Source organism: Flavobacterium agrisoli, from assembly GCF_016522065.1.
Lineage (GTDB): Bacteria > Bacteroidota > Bacteroidia > Flavobacteriales > Flavobacteriaceae > Flavobacterium > Flavobacterium agrisoli.
On the sequence record NZ_JAEHFV010000013.1, the window covers coordinates 1 to 3,759 of the forward strand.

4 protein-coding genes and 2 tRNA genes are annotated in these 3,759 nt (G+C 35.8%); 2 read left to right on the plus strand and 4 right to left on the minus strand.

Annotated features, from left to right (window positions below; translation table 11 throughout):
* Positions 1 to 4: 4 nt before the first annotated feature.
* Both I5M07_RS15890 and I5M07_RS15895 read right to left on the minus strand, forming a co-directional pair.
* Positions 5 to 77, minus strand: a tRNA-Lys gene (locus I5M07_RS15890).
* 39 nt (positions 78 to 116) lie between these two features.
* A tRNA-Lys gene (locus tag I5M07_RS15895) sits at positions 117 to 189 on the minus strand.
* Positions 190 to 316: 127 nt separating this feature from the next.
* Between I5M07_RS15895 and I5M07_RS15900 the strand changes: the two genes are divergently transcribed.
* The gene (locus I5M07_RS15900) at positions 317 to 835 is read left to right on the plus strand and encodes a shikimate kinase (protein ID WP_200107435.1); all 519 of its coding nucleotides are present in this window, start codon (positions 317 to 319) and stop codon (positions 833 to 835) included.
* Here I5M07_RS15900 and I5M07_RS15905 read toward each other — a convergent pair.
* Both I5M07_RS15905 and I5M07_RS15910 read right to left on the minus strand, forming a co-directional pair.
* Positions 827 to 1,324, minus strand: a complete 498-nt coding sequence (locus I5M07_RS15905; RefSeq protein ID WP_200107436.1) for a phosphoribosyltransferase family protein — start codon at positions 1,322 to 1,324, stop codon at positions 827 to 829. The genes I5M07_RS15900 and I5M07_RS15905 overlap by 9 nt on opposite strands.
* Positions 1,325 to 1,407: 83 nt before the next feature.
* A complete protein-coding gene (locus tag I5M07_RS15910; RefSeq protein ID WP_200107437.1) occupies positions 1,408 to 1,806 on the minus strand; it encodes an RNA-binding S4 domain-containing protein in 399 nt (132 codons plus the stop codon).
* Positions 1,807 to 1,886: 80 nt separating this feature from the next.
* On the opposite strand from I5M07_RS15910, the gene I5M07_RS15915 reads away from it, so the two are divergent.
* Positions 1,887 to 2,885 (plus strand): FKBP-type peptidyl-prolyl cis-trans isomerase, encoded by a 999-nt coding sequence (locus I5M07_RS15915; protein ID WP_200107438.1) that lies wholly within the window; start codon positions 1,887 to 1,889, stop codon positions 2,883 to 2,885.
* Positions 2,886 to 3,759: the final 874 nt, after the last annotated feature.

Consider the following 3,759-nt stretch of genomic DNA (forward strand, 5'->3'; position numbering starts at 1 on the left):
TTTGTGACCCGACTGGGGCTCGAACCCAGGACCCCATCATTAAAAGTGATGTGCTCTACCAACTGAGCTATCGAGTCAGTGCTTCAAGAAACGTAATGTGTAAATCACAAAATTTGTGACCCGACTGGGGCTCGAACCCAGGACCCCATCATTAAAAGTGATGTGCTCTACCAACTGAGCTATCGAGTCTTTAGCGTTCCTTGAATGCGGGTGCAAATATAAGACGTTTTTTTTATAATTTCCAAGCTATTTTATTATAAATTTGTCTTTTTTTTAGTTTAATTTCCAAACGCTTAATTTTTAGGCTTTTATTGTAATGAGAAAAATTATATTATTAGGGTATATGGGTTGTGGAAAATCTACAATTGCCGAAAACCTCTCTAAAATAACCCAAATTCCCTTTGTTGATTTGGATAAAATGATCGAAAATAAGGCAAATACAACTATCAGTACTATTTTTAAAGAACACGGCGAAGTGTATTTTAGAAAATTAGAACACCAGGTTTTTGTCGAATTATTACATGACACCGAACCCATGATTATCGGTTTAGGTGGTGGAACTCCTTGTTATGCCAACAATCACGAGTTGTTAAAAGGGGAGGATAGGGTTTCTATTTATTTAAAGGCTTCGATAGACACGCTTTTTAATCGCTTGGCAGCCAATAAAAGCAAAAGACCTCTTATAGCCCAAATGAATGACGACGAACTGAAAGAGTTTATCGCCAAACATTTATTTGATAGGAGTTATTTTTACAACCAAGCACAGTTTAAAGTGGCAGTTGATGGTAAAACCATAGAGCAGACGGTTGCTGATATTGTAGCGCTTTTAGCTTAAAAAAGCATAATCACCAGCGGGATCAAATACAACTTGCACGTGCTCTAGTAAAGAGGTCGATAACGAAATGCCTTTGAAATCGGCTTTAACGGGATACTTTTTATGGTTTCGGTCGACCAAAACAGCCGTTTTGAATTTTTTTAGCGGTACATCCAAGAAATGTTTTACAGCGTAAATTAAAGTGGTGCCCGAATTCAGTACATCATCTACCAATACTAGTCCGCAATTGGCATATTGATCCGGTGATAAACTGGTTTGAATGGCATTTGCTGGATTTTGTTTGTCTATAATAACATCGCACAAGGCTACTTTTATGGGAGAAATTTGCGCTAAAGCCTCGGCTATTTTTTTAGCAAAAACAGAACCATTTGTGGTGATACCAGCTATTACAATGCTTTCTTCTTCTACAAATGTTTCGTAAATTTGGTAAGCAATTCGTTTGATTTTGTGTTCTATTTCTTGGTGATTTAAAATGATATTTTTGCTCATGACATTTTTATAAATGAAACTAATATGTGATTTTTTTGATAGCTAAAGGTATAAAATTATACAATCGCATCTCTTTTTTTGAGTTAGTCGTTTTCTTCTAATTCCTCTTCATCTTCAAAATCGGGAGTGTAATCATCCAAATCACGGCGGTCTTTTTTAGTGGGTCTTCCGGTACCAGTTTTACGATAATGCTCTTTAGAAAGTTTTAGGAGTTCTAAATGGGCATAGGCTTCGGCTGGAGTGTCGTTTCGGCGGTAAATATCAACCAATTTTGCACCTACACGGTTTTCCGGAATATCAAGTACGGTAATAATATGTGTAATTTGGTCTTTTCGAAAAGTGATTTTATCGGTCAGAAAGACTTCGCGTGAGGGTTTCGCTACTTGACCATTAACGGTCACATGGTTTTTTTTACAGGCTTCGGTAACCATGTTTCTCGTTTTGTAATAACGCACACACCATAAGTATTTGTCGATTCGCATAATTTTTCTAAAATCAGAGTTAAATAGTTTACAAAAATAAATCAATATTGTATCTTGCGCACCTAAATTTACAAGCAATAATGAACAAAATTAAATATTCTTTTATAGTAATAATAACAGTGCTTTCAATTATATCATGTTCTAAAAAAGACGATGATGAAGTAGTAGTGACTCCTACGAAACCGTATGATGAGCAATACGCTATTGATAGCGCCAATATAGAAGAGTATTTAAAAACCAATTATATTACGGTTGATGCCGATTATAATGTGACTTTTTCTAAAATTACCGATCCAGCAACCCAGCCTTCTATTTGGTCGTACCAAGAAAATACAGGGTTTCCTAAATTGCTGTACAGAGAAGTGCAGGTGCATGAAATAGTGTATAAATTATATTATTTGGTAATCCGTGAAGGCGTTGGAGAAAATCCGATGAACGTAGATGGTGTTTTAGCATCTTATAGCGGGGATTATTTAACGAGTACAACAACCGATAATGTTTTAACCCAAACTACCACACATTTTGAGACGGTTTTGTATCCAAACTCATTTATGGATTTATACGGTACTATTAGGGGGTGGAAAGAAGTTTTTCCACAATTTAAAGCAGGAAACTATGTTTCTAATGAAGATGGAACGGTTTCTTATGATAATTATGGTGTGGGAGCTATGTTTATTCCTTCTGGATTGGGTTATTATACCGGTAACGGAGGAATTCCAGCTTATACTCCTCTTATTTTTAGTTTTAAATTATATAGCATAAGTCGTATGGATCATGAATATAGTATTTTGAATCAAACCGTAGTACCAGATCCTGATGGGGTGTTGTCTATGCATGAAGATATAGATGGTGATGGTTATGTATGGACTGCGTCTGAGTTAAATGAGGGGGTAGTGAATCCAGATGATACCGATGGTGATGGAGTGCCTGATTTCTTAGATAAAGATGACGATGGGGATAATTATACAACGAAGTTGGAAATTAAAAACCCTGCCACAGGAGAACCTTATCCTTTTGATCAAATACCAACCTGCGATTCCGGCAAGAAAAATTACCTAGATGCTACCTGTCATCCCTAAAGCGTACTAGTTTTTATAAAACTAGGTATTTTAAAATAACCAACAAAACAACACTCTTTATATGTATATATAAGGAGTGTTGTTGCTTTTATGTCCTCCCGAAGGATGAGGGATCGCATAAAGCATATCCCTAAACTATTTTGTTAACTTATCAGGAATTATTTAATGACGTATATGGTAAATTTAGAACACCTCAAAAAACCGAAAACCGAACCAATAACTATTCTCACCAAACTGACCGACCTCTCAAAACCGACAACTCACAACTCACAACTCACTAAAATAGTAATGCATAGATAAAGCATAGATAAAGCATGGATAGTGCATGGATAGTGCATGAAAATGGTACAGTGTTGTAATAGTGATTTCAGGAACACTTGTTTGGAGGATTGTCAAAGTTGTAAGATAGAGCTTAAGATTTTAAAGTAGCGCAGTACTAATAGGATTTATTTAATAACCGGTATAGTTGTTTCAGGACTAGTCATTCCCTTCCATGTCATCCCGAAGGATGAGGGAGCGTATGAATCATATTCCTAAAATCATTATATTAACTTATCAGGATTCATTTAATAGTGTATATGGTAATTGTAGAACCCCTCAAAAAACCGAAAACTGAACCAATAACCATTCCCACCATCCAAAACCGACAACTCACAACTCACAACTCATGAATAGTGTTGTCCTGCCCAAAAGCAACAATCCAGCACTATAAAACCCCACTAACACAAAAACTTTAAAAAAAAGTTAGGTTGTAAGTAATGCAGGTATAGCGAGTTAAGTGTTTGTATTAAATTACCATTAAAAAAAGAATAAAAAAAGGCTTGTTTAATTGAATAAAGTGTCTACTTTTGCACCCGCAACAGCGAAACGTTCT

Bases quoted from the DNA above. Each gene is read 5' to 3' on its own strand.
- I5M07_RS15905 (WP_200107436.1), bottom strand. From the start codon at position 1,324: ATGAGCAAAAATATCATTTTAAATCACCAAGAAATAGAACACAAAATC.
- I5M07_RS15900 (WP_200107435.1), top strand. From the start codon at position 317: ATGAGAAAAATTATATTATTAGGGTATATGGGTTGTGGAAAATCTACA.
- I5M07_RS15910 (WP_200107437.1), bottom strand. From the start codon at position 1,806: ATGCGAATCGACAAATACTTATGGTGTGTGCGTTATTACAAAACGAGA.
- I5M07_RS15915 (WP_200107438.1), top strand. From the start codon at position 1,887: ATGAACAAAATTAAATATTCTTTTATAGTAATAATAACAGTGCTTTCA.